Raw genomic sequence first — 22,699 nt, forward strand, 5'->3', positions numbered from 1 at the left:
GAACGGAGGTTCACGCTCCCTCGTGCCTCCGTTCGAACCTTGTCTGGAATTGTACCAATAATTCACATTCGATTGTACTCATAAACTATCCTAAAGGGTGACAATGTCGTTGTTTACGGTAAACGAACTTCGCGAGGCTGCGGCTTATGTCCATGAATATGTGGCGCCGACGCCGACTATTCGCTGGCCGTTGCTGGATCGGGCGACGGGATTGTCCCTGTATGTGAAACATGAAAACCATACACGCCTTGGGGCGTTCAAAATTCGCGGCGGGCTGACATTTTGCCGTTATCTGAAAACCTCGCTTGGCGTATCGCGCGGTATCATAAGTGCCACACGCGGCAATCATGGGCAAAGCCTTGCGCATGCGGCCAGTCAGTCGGGTATTTCGGCAACCATTATCGTCCCGCATGGCAATTCGGTTGAAAAGAACGCAGCGATGCGGGCCTGGGGGGCCGAGGTCATCGAGCATGGCGATGACTTTCAGGACGCGGCCGAATATGCCGCCCAACATGCCGTGGCCGAGGATCTTGTAATGGTGCCGCCATTCCACCCGGAACTTGTGCGTGGTGTTGCATCATATGGGCTGGAACTGTTTGACGCGGTCAAAAAGCTTGACCGGATTTATGTGCCGATTGGCATGGGATCAGGGATCTGTTCGTTGATTACGGTGCGCGATGCATTGGGCCTTGATACCGAAATTATCGGTGTTGTCGCGGAGGGTGCAGATGCTGTCCTGCAATCCTTCAGGGCGGGCAAGGTAATTACAACGCCAACGGCGAATACGTTTGCAGATGGTGTTGCCTGTCGCAGTCCTGACCCGGCTGCGTTTGAAATCATCAAAGCCGGTGCATCCGATATCGTCGCTGTCAGTGACGATCAAATCCGTGATGCAATGTGCCTTTATTTCAGTTCCTGCCACACCCTTGCCGAAGGGGCCGGAGCCGTTGCGCTTGCGGCAGCCATTGCGGATCGTGAACGCAATATCGGCAAGAAGACGGCTGTCATTCTGAGCGGTGCCAATATTGATCGGGCCGACTATGCCCGCATCCTGAACGGAGATACCCAATGAGCCGCCCCTTAAATCGTGCCGAAAGCAGCCCCACTGCACCAACGGCGCGTCATCTGATGTTTGACGATCTTGAACAGCTTGACCAGATCCTGGCCGCAACCAGCGATATGGCACGCGCTTTTGTTCAGGGTGCGGATGACATGGATGTAACCTGCCGCGACTTTTCTGCCTTTGATCCCTCGCGCCCGATGCCGGGGCAGGGTCGCGGTACGCTTGATGCGTTGCGGGCAGCGAAGGAAGAAATTCTGCCGCTGCTCGCCGCATCAATCGGTCCCCGTTATCTGGGTTTTGTAACCGGTGGAACGACACCGGCGGCTCTTGCTGGTGATTGGCTGACTGCTGCAGTTGACCAGAACGCCACCGGACCGGAAGGCAGTGTTACGGCGGCGGTCGAGGAACAGGTGATCAGTTGGCTGTGCGACTTGGCCGGTTTGCCCAAGGGGCGGTTTGACGGTGTTTTGACCACCGGGGCGACGGTATCCAACCTTTTGGGGCTTGTTGCCGGTCGCCAGTGGTGCGGCCAGCAGATCGGTGTTGATGTTGACGCTGATGGGGCCGGTGTTCTTCCGAGTTTTGAAATCTTTGCGGCGAGCCCGCATGCCAGCATGATCAAGGATTTATCGGTCACCGGTATCGGTCGTAACAGCTTTACCAGGGTTGCGACCCAACCCGGGACCGAAGAAACCGATATTGCCGATCTTAAGGCGAAGCTTGCGGCAAGTACGGCCAAGGCCAAGATGGTCATTGCATCTGCCGGAACGGTGAACGCCACCGATTTCGACAATCTGGTCGCTATTGCCGATTTGTGTGCGGCGTTTGGGGCGTGGCTGCATGTGGATGCGGCGTTTGGTATGTTTGCTGCCCTTGATGATCGTCGTGCCCATTTGCTGGCGGGGCTTGACCGTGCGGATTCCATCACGTCCGACGGTCATAAATGGCTGAATGTTCCCTATGATTGCGGAATTTTCCTGACCCGGCATATCCGTGTACTTGAAACCTGCTGCCGGGCATTTGCGCCTTATCTGCAGACCGAGGCGGTCGGTAATATGTATATCAATCGCGGGGTGGAAAACTCCCGCCGGTTCCGGGCCTTGCCGCTTTGGCTGGCGATGGTGGCCTATGGTCGCGAGGGATTTACCGGGATTGTTCGGGCGAACTGTGATCAGGCCGCTGATCTGGCGCAGTGGGTGCGCAGTCATGACCGGCTTGAATTGCTGAGTGAGCCTAAACTCAACGTGGCCATGTTTACCGGGCCGGGCAGCGATGATGACAATCGCGCCTTGCTGGCGCGTATCAATGCTACCGGCAAACTGTTCATGACGCCGACGATTTATGGCGGCCGGTTCGGGTTCCGGGCAGCGTTCAGTAACTGGCGCATGCGAGATCACGATATGGATATCGTCAAGGGCACCATCGACAGCGTGCTGTAACAGCTTTGTTTTTCAACATATGTGAAGATCATTCAGGATAGACGACTTATGACCACACTTCCGATTTACCAGATTGATGCTTTCGCAGACCGTATGTTTGCGGGCAATCCGGCGGCGGTGGTGCCGCTTGATGGCTGGCTGGCTGATGCGGTGATGCAGAATATCGCCTTGGAAAATAACCTGTCGGAAACAGCCTTCGTCGTGAAACTTGATCCGGCGAAGGATGATGGAGCCGATTTTCATATCCGGTGGTTCACGCCAACGGTCGAGGTGCCCCTTTGTGGTCACGCAACACTGGCGAGTGCGTTTGTCATTTTCAATATACTGGGCTTGGACGGTGATATAATACGGTTGCAAAGTGCCAGCGGAATTCTGACCGCGCGGCGCGATGGCGATATGATTGTGCTTGATTTTCCCAAACAATCGATTGCCCCTGACGATGTTCCCGCGCACGTTCTTGCCGCCATATCCGACGCAGCTCCGCGGGAGACTTTCCGTGTTACCAGCCGGGATACCGATTTTGTCGTGGTTTATGACGATGCATCGGTGGTGCGGAACATGACGCCAGATATGTCAGCATTGGGGAAACTTGCCGAACGCGGCGTGATCGTTACCGCACCGGGCGATCAGTCGGGCATTGATATGGTATCGCGGTATTTCCTGCCTGCTCTTGGCATCGATGAGGACCCTGTAACCGGCTACATGCATTGCGTTGTCTCGCCTTATTGGGCGGAACGTATTGGCAAGTCCAATGTCGTTGGATATCAGGCATCCAAGCGTGGCGGGATTGTTGATTGTACGGTTGATGGTGATCGCGTCCATCTGAAGGGCAATGCGCTTTTGTATCTTAAGGGCGAGATTTATCTGCCTGATTGACGACGGACAGACTGTCGGAATGCGATCATTGCAATGGCGGGCAGGGCACAACACTGTCCGCCATTTTTATTGAGAATGGCTGGTTTCCTGTGATTTTGCGTGGGTGGTTGATCTACCCACTATCGCGCAGGGCCGCGATCACACGTTTGATTTTTATTGACCTCTTGCGGGGGCTTTCGTCTAAGTAAAGGCAAAATACGACTTTCGGGGAATAGGACGGCACCTGAAATGGGCCACCAGAACCCCGTATCAAAGCGCTGTTGCAGGGGAAGATAGATCGTGATCGATAGTGTTGTCGCCAGTTCTGCGACGCCATTACAGATGTGGGTGGTTCTGGCGCTGGTCGCCGGATCGCTGGTGCTGTACGGGCTGGAACGCATATCGCTTGAGCTGACCAGTATGGCGCTGGTTGCCACTTTGCTGCTGTTCTTCAATTTCTTTCCGCTGCCCGATGCCGATGGCAACAACCTGCTTGATGCTGGTGCGCTGATGTCGGGGTTTGCCAACCCCGCCTTGCTGACAGTGCTTTCATTGCTGGTCGTCGGGCAGGGCATGGTACTGACCGGCGGGGTCAGTTATATCGCTGGTCTGATTACCGAACATGGCGGCAAGAATGCCTCGATGGCGATTTTTGTCGGCTTGTTTGTCGTGATGCTGATGTCGGCATTCCTGAACAACACCCCGGTCGTTGTTATCTTCATACCAATCATTCAGGCGCTGTCGGAGCGTATTCAGCGTTCGCCCAGTGCATTGATGATCCCGTTGTCTTACGTCGCCATTCTGGGTGGGATGACGACCCTGATCGGGTCTTCGACCAACCTTCTGGTATCAAGCTCGTTGATCGAACTTGGGATGCCTGCACTCGAGTTTTTTGAATTCACGGTGATTGGCAGTGTGCTGGCGCTGGTGGGCTTTATCTATGTGCTGTTCGTCGCGCCCCGCCTTTTGCCCGCGCTGGCATCGATGCGCAGCAAGCTTGCCAATCCCGATAGCAGCGGCAAACAATTCATCGCCCAGATCACGGTCGGCCCGGCGTCTCAGATGATCGGTACCCGTCCTGTGGCCGGGTTCTTTAAAAACCTGCCCAATATTACGATCCAGATGATTGTTCGGCGTGAACATGCCGATCTGCCGCCGTTTGACGAAGATATGGAAATTCAGGCAGGTGACGTTCTTGTCGTTGCAGCAACGCGCAAGGCCCTGACCGAGGCGTTGCAAAAAGATCCGGGCCTGCTGCATGCGGAAGCCGCGGCCGTCCATGAAGGCGGTGAAGAAATCCCGCAAAAATCGACCCAGCTTCTGGCCGAGGTCATGCTGCCGCCAGGATCGCGTCTGATCGGTTTTAACCTTGAACAGATTGGTTTCCGCTATCAGTACAAATGCCTTGTTCTTGGCATTCAGCGCCGTTCGCGCATGATCCGCACGCAGATGACCGAAATCCGCCTTGAAGCCGGTGACGTTCTTTTGGTGCAGGGGCGGTCCGAGGATGTTGAAGCCCTTCGTACCATTCGCGATGTGGTTTTGCTGGAATGGTCGACGCGTACCTTGCCGCGCCCGTTCCATGCCCGTCGTGCGGCGACCATTTTCCTTGGTGTGATTGCGGTGGCGGCGACCGGTGTGGTGCCGATCATGGTTTCGAGCTTTATCGGTGCGGCACTGATGATTGCGTCGGGGGCGCTTAACCTGCGTCAGGCGTCGCGCGCGATTGATCGGAAGATCGTACTGCTGGTGGCGGCTGCCCTTGCCCTTGGCAATGCCTTGCAACTGACTGGCGGTGCGGAATTCGTGGCCGATCAGTTGCTAGCGGCAACGCGCGGGGCACCGGCACCGGTGATTTTGTCGCTGTTCTTCCTGATTGTTGCGGTCTTTACCAACGTTCTGTCGAACAATGCCTGTGCCGTTCTGTTTACGCCAATCGGCATCGGTATGGCCCAAAACCTGGGGGTGGAGCCACACATTTTTGCGATTGCGGTGGTGATGGCGGCGAACTGTTCGTTTGCATCACCGGTCGGGTATCAGACCAACCTTCTGGTGATGGGGCCGGGGCATTACCGATTTGTCGATTTCCTGCGCGCCGGGACGCCGTTGATCATCATTCTGTGGCTGGCATTTAGTCTGTTTGCGCCGTGGTATTACGACATCCCGTTCTGATCTGAAATGCCTGTGCGCGATTGGCTGATCTGTCATGCAAATGCGTGCAGTTATAATGCGCCAAAGGCGTTTGACTTTTGGGCGTGCCGCAATAGGATCGGGCTCCGATTTTGACGCAGAATGGTGTGCCTGCACCGTTCGATTATCTCAGGAATATGCCGATGGCCCATAATGCCAATGTAACCGCCAATTCCACTGATGCCTTTGCCAAGCCAGACCAGCGCCCCGCAAGCCCGAATTTTTCGTCGGGCCCGTGCAAAAAACGTCCCGGCTGGTCGGCAGATGCACTTGATACCCGTGTTCTTGGCCGGTCGCATCGTTCCAAATTCGGCAAGGAACGCATGGAAGAGGTCATTGACCGTTCGCGTGCGATCCTGAACCTGCCTGATGATTATCTGCTTGGTGTCGTTCCGGCGTCCGATACCGGTGCGGTGGAAATGGCGATGTGGTCGCTTTTGGGTCCGCGCGGCGTTGATATGCTGGCATGGGAAAGTTTCGGTTCGCTTTGGGTGACCGATGTCCTGAAGCAACTTAATCTGCCCGACGTCCGTGTCATGGAAGCCGATTACGGCAAGCTGCCCGATCTTGGTGCCGTTGATTTCGACCGCGACGTTGTTTTCACATGGAATGGAACGACTGCTGGTGTGCGGGTGCCTGATGGCAACTGGATCGCATCGGACCGCAAGGGCCTTACAATTTGCGATGCCACCTCGGCGATTTTTGCCATGGAACTGCCTTGGGACAAGCTCGACGTGGTGACTTATAGCTGGCAGAAAGTTCTGGGTGGCGAGGGCGGTCATGGCATTATTATCCTTAGCCCGCGTGCGGTTCAGCGCCTTGAAAGCCACAACCCGGCCTGGCCAATGCCGAAAATTTTCCGTATGACCAAGGGCGGCAAGCTGATCGATGGTATTTTTCGAGGGGAAACCATCAACACCCCGTCGATGCTGGTGGTTGAGGATGCCATTGACGCCCTGAAATGGGCCGAAGATATCGGCGGTCTTGAGGGGTTGCTGAAACGCACCCGTCAGAATCGCGCCCATCTTGATGAATGGCTTGCCGAAAGTGACTGGGCGGCTGATTTGTCGGAAAAGCCGGAAACGGCGTCCAATACATCGATGTGCATCAAGATTGTCGATCCATGGGCATTGTCATTGCCATCAGAAAAACAGGCAGCATTGCCAAAACGCATTTCGCAAATCCTTGAGGCCGAAGAAATCGCGATGGATATTAATGGCTATCGCGATGCGCCTCCGGGGCTTCGGATTTGGGGTGGTGCGACTGTGGAACCAAGTGATGTCAAAGCGTTGCTGCCGTGGCTTGATTGGGCATATGCGACGGTCAAAGCCGAAATTCAGGCTGGCTGATCGGCATTTCGTAAGTATTATTTGCGTCTTCGGGGGTTTTCCCGTTGCCCTGTCCGGCACAAAGCGTTAGTAACCGCTACCGGATATATACATCAGGCACGACCTGAACCGATTTTGCGCGCCTTGTCCGGAAAGCACACATAATGACCGAACTTGCCAGGAAAGCTCTTTTGCCCGCCGGCCTTCAGGATGTTCTGCCTGGAACCGCCGCACGGGAGGCTGACATCCGCGAAAAGCTGATGAGCAGTTTCGCACATGCGGGCTATGACCGGGTTAAGACGCCGCTGGTCGAATTCGAAGAGAGCCTTCTGGAAGGTGCGGCCCCCGAACTTGCAACCCAAACGTTCCGCCTGATGGACCCTGTGTCGCACCGGATGATGGGCGTTCGTTCTGATATGACGCCACAGGTCGGCCGCATTGCCGCAACCCGTCTGGGGGACGCGCCGCGTCCGCTGCGTCTTTCCTATTCCGGCGATGTATTGCGGATCAAGGGCACACAGTTGCGCCCGGAACGCCAGTTTGCCCAGGTTGGGGCGGAGTTGATCGGGGTTTCCAGTGCTGCAGCAGATACCGAAATCGTTTTGCTTGCGCTTGAGGCGTTGGAGCATGTTGGCCTGCCCGATGTTTCCGTCGATCTGAATTTGCCGACCCTGCCGGTGCGTCTGTTTGATGCCTTTGGTGTTGCCGCCGATGATCGTGAAACGCTGATCGCGGCCCTTGAGCATCGTGATGTCGCGGCGGTCAAAGCGGTTAGTGGCAATGTAACCGACGTGCTTGTTGCCTTGCTTGAAGCCGCTGGTCCAGCACAGGCGGCATTGCCGAAGCTTAAAAAACTTGAATTGCCGCTGGGTGCGTCCGAAGAATTGCACCGCCTGATCGAGGTTGCCGAACGTATTCTGGCATCCGATCTTGATGCAGCCCTGACCATCGATCCGGTTGAAATGGCTGGTTTCCGCTATCAGACCGGTGTCAGTTTTACCCTTTTTGCCAAGCATGTTCGTGGTGAACTTGGTCGTGGCGGTCGTTATCGGGCGGGCGGATCTGGTGGTGAAGCCGCAACCGGAATGTCGCTTTTCATGGATACGATTTTGCGCGGTCTTGCCGACGCAAAGCCGGTCGAACGTGTGTATCTGCCCTTGGGCACGCCACAGCGTGAAGCGCGCAAATTGCGCAAAGACGGCCATTATACCGTGGCAGCACTTGAAGGTGCGGCCGAAGCTAAGACAGAAGATGCGGCGCGCAAGGAAGCACGTCGCATGGGATGCAGTTTTATTTATCTTGGCGGCCAGATTGTGCCGCTGGGTGCGTAACCCAGAACCATTTCTTATCGCGCAAGGAGTTTTGCGATGACCAATGTTGCCGTGATCGGTTCCCAATGGGGGGACGAGGGGAAAGGCAAGATCGTCGACTGGCTGTCCGAACGGGCAGACGTCGTTGTGCGTTTCCAGGGCGGTCATAACGCCGGTCATACTTTGGTGATCGACGGAACCACTTATAAGCTGAGCCTTCTGCCGTCGGGTATCGTTCGCAAGAACAAGCTGTCGGTGATTGGCAACGGCGTTGTCGTTGATCCGTGGGCACTTCTGACCGAGATCGAACGTCTTAAGGGGCAGGGTGTTGAAATCACGCCGGAAAACCTGCGCGTTGCCGAAAATGCCTGCCTGATCCTGCCTTTGCACGGCAATCTGGACAAGGCACGTGAAGCCGCGGCAACCGGCAACAACAAGATCGGTACGACCGGTCGCGGGATCGGCCCGGCATATGAAGACCGCGTTGGCCGCCGTGCGATCCGCGTTGGCGATCTGGCCGATGTCGAACTTCTTGAAGCCAAAGTCGAAAACCTTCTGACCCACCACAATGCGCTTTTGCGTGGTCTGGGCCAGCCGGAAGTTGATGGTGCAGAACTTTTGGCACAGCTTAAGGAAATCGCACCGAAAATCCTGCCATTCTCGGACACTGTCTGGAAATCGTTGAACCAGTTCAAGGAAGCCGGTCAGCGTATCCTGTTTGAAGGCGCGCAGGGCACGATGCTTGATATCGACCATGGCACGTACCCGTTCGTGACCTCTTCCAACACGGTTTCCGGTCAGGCTGCTGCCGGTTCGGGCATGGGCCCGTCGGGGGTCGGTTATGTTCTGGGGATCACCAAGGCATACACCACGCGCGTTGGCGAAGGGCCGTTTCCGTCTGAACTATTTGATGCAGATGGTGATCGCCTGGGCGAACGCGGGCATGAATTCGGTGTGGTTACCGGGCGCAAACGTCGTTGTGGCTGGTTTGATGCGGCCCTTGTCCGTCAGTCGGTCAAGGTTAACGGTATTACCGGTATTGCATTGACCAAGCTTGACGTTCTTGACGGGTTCAAGGAAATCAAGATCTGCACTGGCTATGACATTGATGGCAAAATCTATGACCATCTTCCGGCGAACCAGCGTCTTCAGGCCAAAGCCAAACCGGTTTATGAAACCATTGAAGGCTGGTCGGAAACCACGATGGGCGCGCGTAGCTGGGCCGACCTTCCAGCGACGGCAATCAAATATGTCCGCCGGATCGAAGAACTGATTGAGGCACCGGTTGCGTTGCTCTCGACCAGCCCGGAACGCGATGACACCATTCTGGTTCACGATCCGTTCAGCGCCTGATCGCGTCTTTGAATGAAAATACAAAAGCCACCGGTTCCTCCGGTGGCTTTTTTCGTTTCAGGTGAATGATTTGGCCGATCCGGTCCTTGTGTGCGGCGCGGATAACGGCTTGCTCCGTTTTGTTATCGGCAGTATCGTTTCAGGGGACCAGAGGACACGGCAATACAGCTTTCCAGGTAGGGGGCTATGGAACGTGTTTCCTCCAACAAAGAAAAACCGGGGCTCATGGCACAAGAAGCGGAAATGCAGAAACAGGATGTTTCCGACGGCGCTGACGAACAGGATGGCGCCGGGGAGAAAAAGGATTCCCGGGCTCAGACACCAGGCTTGGGCGGAGAGGAACCCGTTGCCAGTGGCGGTGGTGGACGCAGTGTCGAAATCGGCAATTTCCGTGTGTTCTCGGATCTTCGGCTTCCTGAATACGATATGGGTAATTGCAAGGCCTATGCCGCGGATAATCTGCGCCGCGAAGAAGGTGGTGCATTCGCACTTGTCACCGACCCGACTGTTCCAACGCGTCAAGACCTGATCAGATTTTTGACGGGGGTGCACATCGGTGGGCAGATTGATCTTCTGGACCATGAAATTGCCCACTGGCCGCTACTGGACCGCAAGACAATGGTGCTTTTCTATGAAAAGCCAGCAGGTGGTCGTGTTCTGGTACCCGGTGAAAAACAGAAAAAGATAGACGAACACGATTTTGCCAAGGTTGTTATCGAACCGTTGATGCACGTTTTGCAGGCGGTGGCTGACAAAGGGCTGACGCATCGGAATATTCGTGCAGACAATCTTTTCTTTGGCGACCCTATGGCTGAAAAGGTTGTCGTTGGGGATTGTTGTGCTGCCCCTGCCGGTTTCAATCAGCCACTGGTTTACGAGACCATATCCCGCATGACTGCTGACCCGGCCGGGCGTGGTTTGGGATCGGTGCTTGACGATCTTTATGCTCTGGGCATGACGATTGCAGCCCTTGGGATCGGTCATACTCCGCTTGAGAAGCTACGCGAACAGGACATCATCGATGTCAAACTGTCCAAGGGATCGTTCCAGGCCGTTGTCATGAATGAAAAATTGCCACTAGCTTTGATCGAACCGGTGCGCGGGCTATTGTGCGATGATTCCGATGAGCGGTGGGGTTTTTCCGAATTGCATGCCTGGATTGACGGGCGCAGGGCAAAGCCGGTGCAATCCAACACTGAACGCAGAGCTGCCCGGTCGCAGAATATTTCCGGCAAGGATTATTATACTGCGCGGTCACTGGCGCAGGGAATTGCGAAAAACTGGGTCAACTCGCTTGCACCGCTTCGCGATGGTACTGTTGAAATATGGTTGCGCCGCGGGCTTGCCGATAATGATCGCGCCAAACATATGTCCGAAGCGATACGGCAATTGCAGTGGGCTGGTGCGGATAAACGTGCGGCCGAGGATATCCTGATCGCCAAATCAATCATCATCCTTGATCCATCAGGAGCAATCCGGTTCAAGGGATTTTCCGCGATGGTTGATGGTCTGGGCAGTATGCTGTCCTATGATGTCCAGCATGGCCGAGGGCCGCAGCGTTTTGCTGATGTTGTGGTTCGCGATATTCCGTCCTTCTGGTTTGGCCGTCAGGGCGGATACAGCCCGGAAGTCCAGAAGCTGCAGCAGGCATACAAAAACCTGCGATACTATATTCAGCAGCAAAGTGCCGGTTATGGGTATGAGCGGTGCCTTTATGCCATCGTGCGCAATCAGCATTGCCTGAGCCCGATGATCGAGAAAGATTATGTTGTTGATATAACACAGCTTTTGCCTGCATTGGAAAAGGCAGCCGCAGATTTGCCTGACGATAGCTGGCCAGTGGACCGCCATATCGCGGCCTTTATCGCGACCCGCCTTGAGGATGATGTCGAGGCCCAGCTTCTTGCGCTGCAAAATCCATCTGATGAAGTCGAATATAGTCGCGCGATTATCAGTATGCTGGCACTTGTTCAATGGCGGCATGGCCCCGATAACCTGCAGAACCTGTCCCATTGGGTTGCACGTTTGATGGAGCCAGCGGTCAAGGTGTTTCATAGCAAAGCGCGCCGGGAACGGGTCGAGCACGAAATCCCGAAACTGGCCAAGCGCGGCAATCTGGTCGAACTTTACAATCTGATCAATGACGAACAGGAACGCAGAAAGGACCAGACCGAATTCATCACCGCGGTCGAGGAATATTCCGAAGCGGAAAGCGAGGTTTTTGATCTCGAATCATCAGGCCCCGCAAGGCTTGAATTGGCAGAAAAAGTGGGTCAGCAGGCTGCTGCTTTTGCATCGACCATGATTGCATTGCTGACGGTATCGGCACTGTTTCTGATGCATATCTGGTAGGGGACCGGGATGGCAAGACAATCTGGTAGTAAAAAGAAAAGTGCCTTTTCCGGTTTGTCGGTGGTGGCATCCGCCGTGCTTTTGTTCATGGTTGCCCTGCCGACATTCATTACTTTGGCAGTCGGGCTTTTGCCTTCTATGGTCGCGTTTATGTTTGATCGTAGTCAGGGGCGGACCATGTCGCGCTGTATCTTTGGCCTGAATTTTTCAGGGGTTGCGCCGTATATCATGGAAATCTGGCAACAGGGCGCGCAAACCGTTGGTGTTGCAACGCAGGAGATTTTCCAGCCCGTGGCCTTGTCGATCATGTATGGCGCAGCCGGTCTTGGTTGGCTTTTGTATCTGGCGATGCCGCCGATTGTTGCCAATGTTCTAAATCTGTCGGCCCAGCGTCGGGTTTCCGAGTTGCGCAAGAAACAGCGCGGATTAATCAAGACTTGGGGGGACAGTCTGATCAAGGAAATTGATCGTTCAGGGAGCTGACCAGTTCATTGAATGATATATCTTTTTCACAAAGAAGCGGCGGACAATTTGTCCGCCGCAGTTATATTCATTTATGAGGGTAAGTTGGGACTCACATTGGCAAATCGGTGTGGATCGATTTGCGCACTTTTTCGAAGGCACGTACTTCTATCTGGCGAATGCGTTCACGAGAAATGCCATATGCCACGCTGAGATTTTCGAGCGTCACCGGAGAGTCCAGAAGGCGACGCTGGGTGAGGATGTCGCGTTCGCGAGCGTTAAGATGCGACATAGCACTTTTCAGCAGGTTCATCCTTTGGAGAAATTCCTCGCGCTTGCCATACAGGGTTTCCTGATCTTCGTCTTCGCTTTCGATCCAGTCGACCCATTCGCCGTCGCCGTCAATGCGCACCGGTGCATTCAGAGAATGATCCGGTCCGGCGAGGCGGCGGTTCATCATGATCACGTCATCTTCGGAAACGTTCAGCTTTGTCGCGATCAGTTCCACCTGTTCCGGTTGAAGATCGCCCTCATCAATCGCCTGCATCTGGCTTTTGAGTTTCCGCAGATTAAAGAAAAGCTTTTTCTGGGCGGCGGTCGTGCCCATTTTCACCAGCGACCAGGAATGCAGGATATATTCCTGTATCGCGGCGCGGATCCACCACATCGCATAAGTTGCAAGGCGGAACCCTTTGTCCGGGTCAAATCGCTTGACCGATTGAAGCAGGCCTACATTGCCTTCGGAGATCAATTCGTTTATCGGAAGTCCATAACCGCGATAGCTCATGGCTATCTTGGCAACCAGTCGCAAATGGCTGGTGATCAGCTTTTCTGCGGCAGTTGCATCATCATTGTCACGGTATTCACACGCAAACGTCGTTTCCTGTTCAGGTGTAAGCATGGGGTAACGGCGGATGCGCTGCAAATAGACTGTCAGACCATCTTGGGAGATGATTGGAAGTGCATTTCCCTGTTTCATTGAAGCCTCCCGTTACGCTTCGTATAAGGTGCGGTTTATCCCCTAGCACCTTAGACAGGGTATACGTGGGTATTAGAAGGCGTCAATAGATTTTCGACCAAAAAGGTTAGGTCAGACTATCCCAATGGGTAGGTCAAGGCAGGTGATGAGTTCTTGTAGGTCTTTCGGAAGGGGGGCTTTGGTCAGGACGTAATCGCCTGTTTTTGGGTGCAAAAATCCCAGTGTTCTGGCATGTAGCGCCTGTTTGTCAAAGCTGTTCAGAACCTCGTGCACCCGCGAGTTGAACTTCTGGGTAAGTTTGCTTCTACCATAGACAGGATCACAAATAAGTGAGTGACCGAGATGGGTCATATGAACGCGAATTTGATGTGTTCTACCCGTTGCAAGGCGGCACTCGACAAGTGAAGCCAACGAGTCGTCACGTTTTGCCAAAACTTTGTACCGGGTGAGAGCCGGTTTTCCGCCATTTCGCAGCACCGCCATCTTTTTACGGTTGCGAGGGCTTCTGCCAATATTGCCTTCGATTATGCCCTCGCTCTGGCGGGGGACACCCCAGACCACGGCGATGTAGGCGCGTTCGATATTTTCCTTGTCCTCGGAAAACAGGGTCGAGAGTGCCCTATGGGTTGCGTCGTTCTTGGCGATCACCATGGCGCCGCTGGTGTCTTTGTCGAGCCGATGCACGATACCCGGGCGTTTGACGCCGCCAATTCCCGAAAGGCTGTCGCCGCAATGGGCCAGCAATGCATTGACCAGTGTACCGCTTTCATTGCCCGCTGCGGGGTGAACCACCATCCCGGCCGGTTTGTTGATTACCAGCAGGTGGTCGTCCTCGTACAGGATATCGAGCGCAATTTTTTCGGCCACGGGATCGGCCGCAACAGCAGGTGGAATTTCGAGTGCAAACAGATCCCCGGATTTGACCTTGTAGGACATCTTGGCAACCGGGGTGCCATTTAGCATCAGATGTCCATCCTCGATCAGGCTTTTGATACGTGAACGTGATTGCTCGGGCCATGCGGTTGCCAGAACCTTGTCGAGCCGTGCACCTTCATCCGAGGGCAGGGCAATATATTCAAGATGTTCCGCGTTCAGGCCGCTATCCATAATCACATCTGCTGTTGTTCTGGGCCATCTGGGCCGGTGATATCTGTTGCAGGGCGGTTTTAATCGCTTGACGATGAAATGCAATCCCGCTTTGCAAACTTGCAATTGGTGTTTCTTGTCGGTATGGCCTTCAATGTTGTCCTGTCTGGCATGCTGTAATGACAGCGTGCTGCAAGATCGGGCTGTTGATCAACTTATCAATCGGAAATGTGATGCGCGTTATCAAGATTCTGGTCGCTTTTATGGGAGTGCTGATCGTCGCGGGCGTCGCACTTGTGGTTTATGGATTGTCGCGTCAGGAGGATGGCAATATCGCCACCGATAACGCAATGCCGTCCGCACCGGTTGCCGGGCAGGTTGAGGTTGCATCCGGCTTTGATGCCAAAGCTGTTTCACAGTTAAAGCCGTTTGGGACGATCAATATTGATCTTGCGCCGGGTGAAACGCTGGTTGATTTTTCCCGTCAGGGTGGCGAGGCGACACTGCGCCTTGAAGGCCGTCATGGTAGCCGTCTGGTGATTGTTTCGCTTCGGGATGGATCAATCCTTGGGCAAATTCTGCTGGTGGAACCTCAGTAATATCACGGTGGTTTTATGGCCCAGACCCCGCAAATCATAAATATGTCGGCAGGTTTACTGGCAGGCATTTCAGACATTGCGGCCCGCGCATGGCCAGAGGAATGCTGCGGTCTTTTGATCGCAGCAGCCGACCAGCCGAGGACAATCACCCGTTTTGTTGCTGCCGATAACGTTGCCTTTGACCGCAAAAGGACATTCGAAATTGATCCGCATGTTCTGCTTGCAACGCACCGTGCGGTACGCGATCGCAACGAGATAATTGTCGGATGCTATCATTCACATCCCAATGGTGACTGCCAACCTTCGCAGACCGATCTTTCACGCGCAGAAGAAGGCGGGTTTCTTTGGCTCATCCTTGCAACTGGCGCAAATGGTGTGATTGAGAGCGGCCTGTATCGCCGTATGCCGGAAATTGTCACTGATACAGAGCCGCGCCATTTCATGGTTTGCAAGCTTGTCGCTGCCTGATCACCTTTTGGTTAGTCGTTCAATCAGGCCGGTTTGTTTTTCAAGCGATTGCTGAAGTGCGAAGTTCAGGGTGATTGTCCGGCGTGCAAGTTGTCGGATTTCGCGAAGACGTTCAGGGTGTGCCAATGCTTCCGCCATTGTTGCGGCAAGCTGATCCTCGTCCCAAAAGCCGCACATTAACCCGTTCTTTCCGTGGCGAATGATATCCTGGCACGGTCCGGTATCTGATGCGATTACAGGTGTTCCACATGCCATGGCTTCAAGCACAGACCATGATAAAACAAACGGATATGTCAGATAGACATGGGCCGAACTGATCTGGAACAGCCGGACGAGCTGGTCATGCGGAATTTGTCCAAGAAAGGCAATTCGGGACAGATCCATGCCGGTTTCTGACATCATGGCGTCACGCCATTTCTTTCCGTCACTGCGGGGGGATCCGTAACTGATGCCGTCACCACCCGCGACGACAAAAGTAACCTTAGGGTTTTGACGGGACAGTCTTGCCGCAGCACGCATGAACTGCGGGAACCCACGATAGGGTTCAAGATCGCGCGCGACATAGGTGATTACCGGATCACCCTGCCGCAAAACGCGGCCATCGGGCAGAACTAGTTCAGCTTTGTCGTCCGGGCGGCAACGATGGATGTCAATACCATCATGGCAAATCCCGATCTTGTTGTGGAAGCTTTGCGGGAAGGCGGCTTTTTGCCAAGCCGTCGGGCTGATCCCGGCATCAATGGTTTCCAGACTTGAAAGCTGCGCGTTGTTGCGCAACCGAAGCTGGGTTCGCTTGGTCAAGGTAACCGTTTCGGTCGGATCGAAACCGACATCGCGCCCCTCGGCGTGATAGTAATGTTCGCAATAACCGATCAGTGGCGTCTTGCGCAGGACATCCCGCGCAAACATCATGCCGCCCCAGCCAATATGCCCGTAAACAATATCAGGTGGCCCCTCCTGCGCGACGAGTGAATCGAGTGTTGTGGCGGCCTGCATGCCGATTTGATGGTGATATTGGGGAAACGGGGTGGCAGGCGGGGGAGGGGTAGCCCGCTGACGAAGGACACGAATGCCGGGAAGTTGAACGTTCATTGCTTCGCAAAGGAAGGAAACCTGCCATCCGGCATTTGCCAGATGACAGGCCAGGTGAACAAATTGTCCCGGTCCATGGCGGTGGACAAAGACAATTTTCATCGGCGACTGCGAAGCTCTTGTGTCATGACAGCGCTTGTTACCGGTACACCGCCATAGCGGAGGGTCTGTGTCCAGAATTCCTCCAGGCGCCGCAAGGTGCGAAGTGCTGTTTCCATTTCCTGCTGATCTTGCAGGTCATTGGTCAGTGCGTTGTGATATTCCTCATGGAATTCATGCAGGGATTCACACAGTTCATGCCCCTTGCGGGTCAGTTTGATTCTGGCAGACCGTCGGTCACGGGCCATAACATGGCGTTCGACATAGCCCGATTCAGCCAATTGTTTCAGATTATAGGATGCATTCGATCCCATGTAATGGCCGCGATCAAGAAGATCCCGGACCGAAAGTTCATCGTCTCCAATGGTAAACAGCAACGCAACTTGTGCGGGGCTGATGTCATCTTTGCCGAGTCGAATAAGATCTACACGAAGCAGATCAGCAAAACGCCGATAAATACGCTCGACGGTGTTTGCTAGTTCAAGATGAGTGACGGTCATGTTGTTTGATCCGTTATCTGGTCCCAAGCGAGAGTTGATGCCATGGTCTTTCGCCCATAGCAGGCCTTTCGTGTGGGGAAGATAACAGGACGTTGCTCTTGAACGGTTTTTCCGCACGCCCAATTCTTCCCTCAGTTTGCTCGTAATTTCGAAGTAATTTGAAAGTATTTTTATTTTCAAATTACTTCATCTTCTTCTGTTTTTACATTGTCAGATCATGAACATGAGATCGACATATTTGATTTTATTGTAGATCATCATGACATCGCAACTATGTGATTAGATTGCGGAAAAACTATGACTTTTGGCTGATTGGATGAAAATCAATGCATTTTGGTCGTAAAAACACGCCAAAAACCGCAGAAAGCAAAGCTGTCAGACCATCGCTGGATGCGAAGTCCGTCATCCGTGAGGCGAGATACACTTTTGTTCGTGGCCTTGGATGGGCCGGGGTCCTGAGCGGCTTTATCAATGTTCTGCAACTGACCGTGCCGCTTTTCATGCTTCAGGTGCATGATCGCGTCATCAACAGTCAAAGCACCGATACGCTGAAATTGCTGCTGGCAATTGCGGTCGGCGCTATCATTCTATACGGCATCCTTGATTTCATTCGGGCCCTGATCTTTCAGGAAATGGCCAAATCATTACTGCGTCGCCTGAACTTGCCTGCGATTTCGGCGGCAATGAGCGTCGCGCTTGAAAAAGGGTCGGTACAGGGGACGCAGGTTCTGCGCGACCTGTCCGATCTGCGTAATTTTATCAATGGCAATACCATTGGTGCACCGCTTGAAGCGATCTGGTCGCCCATTTTCCTTGGTGTGATGTTTGCCCTGCATCCGTATTACGGGATTGCCGGCCTTGTGGCGGTGCTGATCCTGATCGGGCTTAGCCTGTTGGGGGATTTGCTGGTACGCCAGATCACCAAGGAGGGTTCTGACGCCAATCTGCGCAATATCGGCGATATCGGGTCAACCGTATCAAACGCCGAAGCCATCGAGGCGATGGGTATGTTGCCAGCTCTTGCGATGCGTTGGCGTCAATCGCAAATCCATGCCAGCGAGCTTCTTGATATCGGTAATGCCCGTAGCAAGGGGATGTATTCTGTCTCGCGTTCTGCCCGTTTCGGCATGCAGATTTGTGTGCTGGCGATGGGTGCATATCTTGTCATTCAGGGTGAAACAACACCTGGTGCGATGATTGGCGGTACGGTCATTATGGGGCGTCTTCTATTGCCGTTCGATAATGTCACCCGCGATTGGCGGGCTTGGGTTTCAGCCCTGTCGTCATGGAAGCGTATTCGAAATATCCTTGAAGAACGTCAGTCCGAGCGTGAGATAGAACCAACGCCGCGTTCCGAAGGCCCGCTTGTTGTCGACAATCTGGTTTATGCGGTGCCGGGATCGAATGTTCCGGTTTTGCGCGGTGTGAATTTCGACCTTAATCCCGGCGAAATCCTCGGGGTGGTCGGGCCATCCGCAGCGGGTAAGTCAACCCTGTCACGTGTTCTGGTGGGGGCTGCAAAGCCGACGGCAGGCGGTGTGTTCCTTGATGGGCACAGTACCTATCTTTGGGAACGCGGATCGTTTGGCAACATGGTCGGTTATCTTCCTCAATCCGTGTCACTTCTGAACGGAACCATCCGCGAAAATATCGGTCGCATGCGCGAGGCAAATCCGCGCAAGGTGATTGATGCAGCCCGTGCGGCCGGCGTTCATGAGATGATCGGTCGTTTGCCTTTGGGTTATGACACGCCGATCGGGGCCGGGCGGCATACATTGTCCGGCGGGCAGCAGCAGCGCATTGCGCTTGCGCGTGCATTGTATGGCTGGCCGCGTCTTCTGGTGCTGGATGAACCTAATGCCAATCTTGATGCCGAAGGTGAGGCATCTCTGATCCGGGCGGTACGTCAGGCTGCGGATGCGGGGGCGATGGTGGTGCTGATCGCGCACCGCCAAAGCATCATGCAATATGCCCATAAGCTGCTTGTCATGCAGGATGGTCGGGTCAAGCAGTTTGGTGAACGCACCGACGTGATCCGTTCGATGACGCAGGATGACAATGACATCAAAAGCCTGCCGTCGATCAAACGCAATCAGCAAAACGGGGGTGCGGCATGAACCGCGTAATCAATGTCGATGATCGTGGCGAGGTCATGATACCAGAAGATCCGCAACCTGCATGGTATCAGGTGCTTGATGAAGAGAGGACGGCATCGCGCCAAAGTCTGCGCAAGCCGATCATGGCAGGCATTATTGTGATTGCTGTCGGGTTTGGTGGTTTCTTTTCGTGGGCTTTTACAGCCGAACTTGATAGTGCCGCGGTTGCGTCAGGCTCGGTTATCGTGGATTCCCGAAAAAAGGTTGTTAACCATTTCGAGGGCGGCATTTTGAAAAAATTGCTGGTCGAGGAAGGGGAGCGCGTAAAGCAGGGCCAGGTTTTGATGCTGCTTGATGGCACGCGGAGCGAGTCCGAACTTGGGCAGTTGCGCGGCGAACGATATGGACTTCTTGCAAAACTTGCCCGCCTTCGTGCGGAGCAGGAAGGTCGCGATCAAATCAACTTTCCGCAGCAATTGATGGACGCGGAACAGGAATATGTTGATGACATCTTACAGGATGAAAAGCGTCTGTTTGGCAAGCGCAACGAAGTTTATGATGCCAAACGGAATGCGCAGGCCAAACAGATAGAACAGTTTGACGCCGAGGCCCGTGCGCTTGATTCCCAGATCAATGCCCGCACGCGGCAGGAAAAGCTGGTTGCCGAGCAGTTGCAAGGCATTCGTCAGTTGGCCGAAAAGGGATTCGCAACGCGTACCCAGTTGGTTGAAATCGAGAATAACTGGTCAGATCTTGTCGGCGACATGGGTGAGTTCAAAGCGCAGAAAGCCGCAGCAGAACAACAAAAAGCTGAAGCTGAGATCAATCTTGCGTCGATTGAAATGGAATGGCAAAGCGACATTGCAACTGAAATTCAGGAAGCCCAACTGGCATTGAACGACGTCAACCAGCGTCTTCGTGCCAGCGAAGATGTCCTGAACCGGTTGGAGGTCAAGGCACCCCAGGCCGGAACTGTTGCCAATATTCAGGTCCGTACACCGGGTGGTGTGATCAGCCCGGCAGAACCGATCATGGATATTATTCCTGAAGACGAGCCGCTTTTGATCGAGGCGATGATCAATCGCCAGGATATTGATTCAGTTCATGTCGGATCAAAGGCTCAGATCAAACTGACGGCATATAGTCAGCGTCGCCTGGCGCCGCTTGATGGCGAGGTTAAATATGTTGCAGCAGACCAGACGGTCGATGAGCAGCGCGATTCTTCCTATTACATCGTCCGGGCCGCAATTGATCCTGGTGCATTGGCTGAACGTGATGACATTGAAATTCGACCGGGTATGCCAGCAGATATTCTGATCCTGAAATCGCCCAGAAAGGCTATTGACTATCTGGTAGATCCGATCACTGAAAGCATGAGCAAAGCGTTCCGCGAGGACTGATTCTCAGAAATGCTGCAGGCGCGAAAGCCGCGGATTGAAACGTCTGCGGCTTTTTCTTTTCAAGTATTGTTCAAAAATAAAACTAAATATAAATCAAATAAAAATTGAATACTTGTGAAATAATTCAGGAATTATAATGTAATTCATGCCTTAATCCATAATATTGACACAATAAAAACACGAGAATATCTTCCTAAGATAAAAGAAAAGAATATAGGGTTGCTGTGTGGCCGATCTCAGGGGGCCTCTAGCGCCTTGAGGGAACGGCCAACCTCTCGTGAGGGGATAACCCCCGCGATGTCAATAATGTTGGGACACGAAGGAGGATTACATGGCAACTCTCGAAGGCGGCGCCTTTGATGATGCGCTTCTAGGGTCTCGTTTCAGCGACGTGATTTTTGGACGTGGCGGTGACGATACAATCTTCGGACAAGGTAATGATGATGTTCTGTTCGGCGAAGAGGGCGATGACGTCCTGTTCGGTGGCGCAGGCAACGACGTTGCCATTGGTGGCGAAGGTAGTGACATCCTGTTCGGTGGATCGGGTAACGATGTACTGATGGGGGATTCCGGCAGCGACCTGATGATGGGTGGCTCCGGTGAAGATGTTCTGTCAGGTGGTGCCGATGACGACACCATGCTTGGCGGTTCGGACAATGATGTCCTCGATGGCGGCGCAGGCGATGATCTCGTGATCGGTGGATCCGGTGATGACATCATGCTTGGCGGCGAAGGCAATGATCAGATGTTGGGCGGTTCTGGTGACGATGTTCTCCAGGGCGGCGAAGGCAATGATCTTATGCTCGGCGGCGCAGGGGACGATGTCCTTGACGGTGGTGCCGGTGACGATCTGATGATCGGTGGCTCGGGTAGCGATACCTTTGTCTTTACCGGTGGCGGCGGTAACGACGTCGTACTCGACTTCACGGTTGGCGAAGACATGCTTTCCATCAGCAACAACATCAACGACACCGGCATCGAAAGTGCCGACGATGTTGCTGCGCGTGCAACGCAGGATGGCGCCAACACTGTTATCGACCTTGGCAATGGGGATTCCATCACCCTCAACAATGTCGATGCAGAAGACGTCCAGGACAATCCGGACAGTTTCTTCAGCGTCCAGTAATCCGAATGATGGCGTCCGCAACCGATGTTGCGGGCGTCACCCTGAACTTCTTGTGAAGTGAAAATCGCCATGCTCGAATTTGCCTCGTCCGAAGCTGTGCGGACGACCGGTGACGCGCCGGAAGTTTGCCTGCTTAACCCGGAAACATTGCTTCTTATATGGGATATGCCGACCCGTTTGTGGGCGGTGCCCAAGCTTGAAACTACCGAAGGCAAAGCAATTTCGCCGCAAGCCACATTGCGTCTGCCTCTTGGTGGCGGCGGAACCCGCCTGCTGCGCGTTATCCGCAGGCCCAAAGATGCACCTGTTTCATTTCTGGCTGAAGCAGGGACCCTTGGCCGCAAAGATGAAATTACAATTGATCCGGATGGTGATTTTGAATTCGCCAGCGCAGGCATGCTGCTGGAAGATGTCACGCCATCAGGGCGATTGTCGCTGATGTCTGCCTTGCTTGGTGCATGGGCCAGCATGTTCCGCACCCGCCGCAGCAAAAGTTACACCATATTCCTCAATAAGCTGGTTTCCGAAATTGTCGATACGCCCCAACGCGCCAAAGCGGTCGCGAAGCTGTCCGATCAGCAAATCCTGATCTCGGCCGGGCTGCCGGTGGCATTTGGCGAAATCGAAGCCGTTTACATCGTTTCCTCCTTTGGTTTCCGCCGCCTGGCGCTTCCGCCGCATGAAAGCAGCGAAGGTCCGCAGGGCAAGAAACAGACCTACATGATCGCTGATCGCGACGGCACCGAGAACGGTGCCTATCTCGTCGTGACCGGCGGACGCGCGCTGGCCATTCGCCATTTGGCGGCGACGCCAGTTTTGCCCTCGTTGTCGCGATGGTGGCTGGCGCGCGGCAAATCCGATGCTGATCTGCGCGAATATATCATCCGCGCGATAGCGCGTGG

At 54.2% G+C, this 22,699-nt stretch carries 18 protein-coding genes and 1 pseudogene; 15 read left to right on the forward strand and 4 right to left on the reverse strand.

From position 1 onward, the window contains the following. The first annotated feature begins 103 nt into the window (after positions 1-103). From TH5_RS18645 to TH5_RS18685, 9 genes are all read left to right on the forward strand, one after another. Entirely contained in the window at positions 104-1,072 is a 969-nt protein-coding gene (locus TH5_RS18645) for a threonine dehydratase (RefSeq protein ID WP_114123115.1), read from the forward strand. Then, positions 1,069-2,502, forward strand: a complete 1,434-nt coding sequence (locus tag TH5_RS18650; RefSeq protein ID WP_114123116.1) for a pyridoxal phosphate-dependent decarboxylase family protein — start codon at positions 1,069-1,071, stop codon at positions 2,500-2,502. Before TH5_RS18645 ends, TH5_RS18650 begins: the two co-directional genes overlap by 4 nt. 48 nt (positions 2,503-2,550) lie before the next feature. Beyond that, a complete protein-coding gene (locus TH5_RS18655; protein ID WP_114123117.1) occupies positions 2,551-3,378 on the forward strand; it encodes a PhzF family phenazine biosynthesis protein in 828 nt (275 codons plus the stop codon). 279 nt (positions 3,379-3,657) lie between these two features. Then, positions 3,658-5,529, forward strand: coding sequence for an SLC13 family permease (locus TH5_RS18660; protein ID WP_114123118.1), 1,872 nt, complete (start codon positions 3,658-3,660; stop codon positions 5,527-5,529). A 161-nt stretch (positions 5,530-5,690) separates the two neighbouring features. Further along, entirely contained in the window at positions 5,691-6,896 is a 1,206-nt protein-coding gene (locus TH5_RS18665) for a phosphoserine transaminase (protein WP_114123130.1), read from the forward strand. Positions 6,897-7,039: 143 nt separating this feature from the next. After that, positions 7,040-8,206, forward strand: coding sequence for an ATP phosphoribosyltransferase regulatory subunit (locus TH5_RS18670; RefSeq protein ID WP_114123119.1), 1,167 nt, complete (start codon positions 7,040-7,042; stop codon positions 8,204-8,206). A 36-nt stretch (positions 8,207-8,242) separates the two neighbouring features. Then, entirely contained in the window at positions 8,243-9,538 is a 1,296-nt protein-coding gene (locus TH5_RS18675; protein WP_114123120.1) for an adenylosuccinate synthase, read from the forward strand. Positions 9,539-9,724: 186 nt separating this feature from the next. Next, positions 9,725-11,890 carry a protein kinase family protein gene (locus tag TH5_RS18680; RefSeq protein WP_244204973.1) on the forward strand — a complete coding sequence of 722 codons (2,166 nt, stop codon included), beginning with the start codon at positions 9,725-9,727 and terminating at the stop codon, positions 11,888-11,890. 9 nt (positions 11,891-11,899) lie between these two features. Beyond that, a complete protein-coding gene (locus TH5_RS18685) occupies positions 11,900-12,373 on the forward strand; it encodes a hypothetical protein (RefSeq protein ID WP_114123121.1) in 474 nt (157 codons plus the stop codon). A 91-nt stretch (positions 12,374-12,464) separates the two neighbouring features. Here the strand turns inward: TH5_RS18685 and rpoH are convergent, their stop codons facing one another. Both rpoH and TH5_RS18695 read right to left on the reverse strand, forming a co-directional pair. Then, positions 12,465-13,331, reverse strand: a complete 867-nt coding sequence (gene rpoH / locus TH5_RS18690; protein ID WP_114123122.1) for an RNA polymerase sigma factor RpoH — start codon at positions 13,329-13,331, stop codon at positions 12,465-12,467. A 111-nt stretch (positions 13,332-13,442) separates the two neighbouring features. Further along, positions 13,443-14,438: an RluA family pseudouridine synthase gene (locus TH5_RS18695; protein ID WP_244204974.1), complete on the reverse strand. Its 996-nt coding sequence runs from the start codon at positions 14,436-14,438 to the stop codon at positions 13,443-13,445. Between the two features lie 212 nt (positions 14,439-14,650). Here TH5_RS18695 and TH5_RS18700 point away from each other — a divergent pair, with 212 nt between their 5' ends. After that, complete coding sequence (locus TH5_RS18700; RefSeq protein ID WP_147250133.1) at positions 14,651-15,016, forward strand: hypothetical protein; 366 nt, start codon at positions 14,651-14,653, stop codon at positions 15,014-15,016. Between the two features lie 42 nt (positions 15,017-15,058). Beyond that, the gene (locus TH5_RS18705) at positions 15,059-15,484 is read left to right on the forward strand and encodes a M67 family metallopeptidase (RefSeq protein ID WP_167443596.1); all 426 of its coding nucleotides are present in this window, start codon (positions 15,059-15,061) and stop codon (positions 15,482-15,484) included. Here TH5_RS18705 and TH5_RS18710 read toward each other — a convergent pair whose 3' ends face one another. Together TH5_RS18710 and TH5_RS18715 are read right to left on the reverse strand one after the other, a co-directional pair. Then, entirely contained in the window at positions 15,485-16,678 is a 1,194-nt protein-coding gene (locus TH5_RS18710) for a glycosyltransferase (RefSeq protein WP_114123126.1), read from the reverse strand. After that, complete coding sequence (locus tag TH5_RS18715) at positions 16,675-17,175, reverse strand: MarR family winged helix-turn-helix transcriptional regulator (RefSeq protein WP_062949235.1); 501 nt, start codon at positions 17,173-17,175, stop codon at positions 16,675-16,677. The genes TH5_RS18710 and TH5_RS18715 overlap by 4 nt, the downstream gene beginning before the upstream one ends. A 326-nt stretch (positions 17,176-17,501) precedes the next feature. Between TH5_RS18715 and TH5_RS18720 the strand changes: the two genes are divergently transcribed. The 4 genes and pseudogenes from TH5_RS18720 to TH5_RS18735 all read left to right on the forward strand — a co-directional run. Further along, positions 17,502-19,292: a type I secretion system permease/ATPase gene (locus TH5_RS18720; RefSeq protein WP_062949234.1), complete on the forward strand. Its 1,791-nt coding sequence runs from the start codon at positions 17,502-17,504 to the stop codon at positions 19,290-19,292. Continuing rightward, positions 19,289-20,671, forward strand: coding sequence for an HlyD family type I secretion periplasmic adaptor subunit (locus TH5_RS18725; protein ID WP_114123127.1), 1,383 nt, complete (start codon positions 19,289-19,291; stop codon positions 20,669-20,671). Before TH5_RS18720 ends, TH5_RS18725 begins: the two co-directional genes overlap by 4 nt. Before the next feature lie 331 nt (positions 20,672-21,002). Beyond that, positions 21,003-21,797, forward strand: a complete 795-nt coding sequence (locus tag TH5_RS18730) for a calcium-binding protein (RefSeq protein WP_097050408.1) — start codon at positions 21,003-21,005, stop codon at positions 21,795-21,797. A 69-nt stretch (positions 21,798-21,866) separates the two neighbouring features. Then, a pseudogene (locus TH5_RS18735) lies at positions 21,867-22,699 on the forward strand (glycosyl transferase); the annotation flags it as partial.

This window comes from Thalassospira xianhensis MCCC 1A02616 (assembly GCF_003326475.1).
Classification (GTDB): Bacteria; Pseudomonadota; Alphaproteobacteria; order Rhodospirillales; family Thalassospiraceae; genus Thalassospira; species Thalassospira xianhensis.

Bases quoted from the DNA above. Each gene is read 5' to 3' on its own strand.
- TH5_RS18645 (WP_114123115.1), top strand. From the start codon at position 104: ATGTCGTTGTTTACGGTAAACGAACTTCGCGAGGCTGCGGCTTATGTC.
- TH5_RS18650 (WP_114123116.1), top strand. From the start codon at position 1,069: ATGAGCCGCCCCTTAAATCGTGCCGAAAGCAGCCCCACTGCACCAACG.
- TH5_RS18655 (WP_114123117.1), top strand. From the start codon at position 2,551: ATGACCACACTTCCGATTTACCAGATTGATGCTTTCGCAGACCGTATG.
- TH5_RS18665 (WP_114123130.1), top strand. From the start codon at position 5,691: ATGGCCCATAATGCCAATGTAACCGCCAATTCCACTGATGCCTTTGCC.
- TH5_RS18670 (WP_114123119.1), top strand. From the start codon at position 7,040: ATGACCGAACTTGCCAGGAAAGCTCTTTTGCCCGCCGGCCTTCAGGAT.
- TH5_RS18675 (WP_114123120.1), top strand. From the start codon at position 8,243: ATGACCAATGTTGCCGTGATCGGTTCCCAATGGGGGGACGAGGGGAAA.
- TH5_RS18680 (WP_244204973.1), top strand. From the start codon at position 9,725: ATGGAACGTGTTTCCTCCAACAAAGAAAAACCGGGGCTCATGGCACAA.
- TH5_RS18685 (WP_114123121.1), top strand. From the start codon at position 11,900: ATGGCAAGACAATCTGGTAGTAAAAAGAAAAGTGCCTTTTCCGGTTTG.
- rpoH (WP_114123122.1), bottom strand. From the start codon at position 13,331: ATGAAACAGGGAAATGCACTTCCAATCATCTCCCAAGATGGTCTGACA.
- TH5_RS18695 (WP_244204974.1), bottom strand. From the start codon at position 14,438: ATGGATAGCGGCCTGAACGCGGAACATCTTGAATATATTGCCCTGCCC.
- TH5_RS18700 (WP_147250133.1), top strand. From the start codon at position 14,651: ATGCGCGTTATCAAGATTCTGGTCGCTTTTATGGGAGTGCTGATCGTC.
- TH5_RS18705 (WP_167443596.1), top strand. From the start codon at position 15,059: ATGTCGGCAGGTTTACTGGCAGGCATTTCAGACATTGCGGCCCGCGCA.
- TH5_RS18710 (WP_114123126.1), bottom strand. From the start codon at position 16,678: ATGAAAATTGTCTTTGTCCACCGCCATGGACCGGGACAATTTGTTCAC.
- TH5_RS18715 (WP_062949235.1), bottom strand. From the start codon at position 17,175: ATGACCGTCACTCATCTTGAACTAGCAAACACCGTCGAGCGTATTTAT.
- TH5_RS18720 (WP_062949234.1), top strand. From the start codon at position 17,502: ATGCATTTTGGTCGTAAAAACACGCCAAAAACCGCAGAAAGCAAAGCT.
- TH5_RS18725 (WP_114123127.1), top strand. From the start codon at position 19,289: ATGAACCGCGTAATCAATGTCGATGATCGTGGCGAGGTCATGATACCA.
- TH5_RS18730 (WP_097050408.1), top strand. From the start codon at position 21,003: ATGGCAACTCTCGAAGGCGGCGCCTTTGATGATGCGCTTCTAGGGTCT.